Here is a 1,566-nt window from a genome sequence, read left to right as displayed (position 1 = left end):
GTTCCCAGGGTTGCATCATCAGAAAAGATTCCTCTTTAACAGAGCAGGTACAGGGTTAGGGTTAAGGCAGAAGATGTTACAGATAAATAATCTTGCACTTTATTTCATTTGTCAAGCAAGGTAGGAAAAGTAAAATTGTTAGGAAATTGTCAATATCGACTCATGGCTGTTTATCAAATAAATGTGTACTTAAGCGTGTACTCAATCATCACTATAACAAATATAAATGATTATAAATTAATAGCTTGAAACAACACTCAACATTCAGATCCAACTATTCGGGTGGCGTCGACCGACGTCACCCATTACTATTTCTAATCCATTTTAACCCGTCTTTTCTCGCTTTGCCGCCATCAATCAACCTTCTCCACTATGGGTAGATAAAATTTTATAGGGCAAACCCGCTCACTTTAGAAAATCTCAATCGTGATCGTGCGCACAAAACGTTAACCTTCCCGGCTTCACACCGGAGGTTATATGCTGCTTCACACTCTTTATCTCATTGGCATCACTGCAGAAGCCATGACTGGCGCGCTTGCAGCCGGTCGTCGCCGAATGGATACCTTCGGCGTGATCATTATTGCCACAGCGACCGCGCTGGGCGGCGGTTCCGTGCGCGATATTCTGCTGGGCCATTACCCACTGGGCTGGGTGAAAAACCCCGAGTACGTGATTATTGTGGCGACCGCCGCCGTAGTAACCACCATTGTCGCGCCCGTTATGACCCATCTGCGTCGCCTGTTTCTGGTGCTTGATGCGCTCGGGCTGATTGTCTTTTCCATCATTGGCGCACAAATCGCGCTCGATATGGGTGAAGGGCCAGTTATCGCCACCATTGCCGCCGTGGTGACCGGGGTGTTTGGAGGCGTGCTGCGCGATATGTTCTGCAAACGTATTCCTCTGGTCTTTCAAAAAGAGCTGTATGCCGGCATCTCCTTCGCGGCAGCGGTGCTCTATATTGCCCTGCAGCATTATGTTTCGAACCATGATGTGGTGGTCATCTCCACGCTGCTGTTCGGCTTTACGGCCCGCATGCTGGCGTTGCGACTGAAGCTCGGCCTGCCGGTGTTTCACTACAAACACAGCGCTCACTAAGTTCAGAATCCCTTGATGTGCTGTTCAGCCAGCCACTTTGCCAGCACATCCACCTCCGGCGCGTGGAGCCAGTTAACGATTTGCCGCGCTTTCTCCTCTCCGGTCCCCGGCAAGGTCTGCCAGTCCATAGCGCTACGCTGGTGCATGGTCTGCCATGATAGCTCTCCGGCGGCTTTCAGGGTCGCCTGAGCCAGCGGAACACCCATCGCCATGATCCAACGAATAAAAGGCCGCTCGCGCACCAGATTAAACTGATGCCAGAGCGCCAGTCCGCGTGCAGCCGAAAACCCCGGCGTGGTTTGCAGCTGCGCCTGGGTTAACAACAGCCATGAGAAAATATGTTCAAAGCGATGTGCCTGCCAGAGCGCCCGCCAGCCTGACTCGCCTAAACCGGCAATATCCAGCCCCTGCTTAGAACTGAGCCACGTCAGCCGGGCAAAGAACTGCTCCATACATTCCGGTGAAGCGTAA

At 51.7% G+C, this 1,566-nt stretch carries 1 protein-coding gene and 1 pseudogene; one reads left to right on the top strand and one right to left on the bottom strand.

What is annotated here, in order from left to right:
• Positions 1-477 precede the first annotated feature (477 nt).
• A complete protein-coding gene (locus M8370_RS23295) occupies positions 478-1,095 on the top strand; it encodes a trimeric intracellular cation channel family protein (protein ID WP_013094886.1) in 618 nt (205 codons plus the stop codon).
• Positions 1,096-1,097: 2 nt separating this feature from the next.
• On the opposite strand, the pseudogene ligB reads toward M8370_RS23295, so the two are convergent.
• Positions 1,098-1,566 (bottom strand): annotated as a pseudogene (gene ligB / locus M8370_RS23290) (NAD-dependent DNA ligase LigB); the annotation flags it as partial.

The sequence above is a fragment of the Enterobacter cloacae complex sp. OE43NF genome (assembly GCF_023544405.1).
Lineage (GTDB): Bacteria > Pseudomonadota > Gammaproteobacteria > Enterobacterales > Enterobacteriaceae > Enterobacter > Enterobacter cloacae.
Note: the sequence above shows the minus strand (reverse complement) of the source record. Positions and strands in the feature narration are given on the sequence as shown.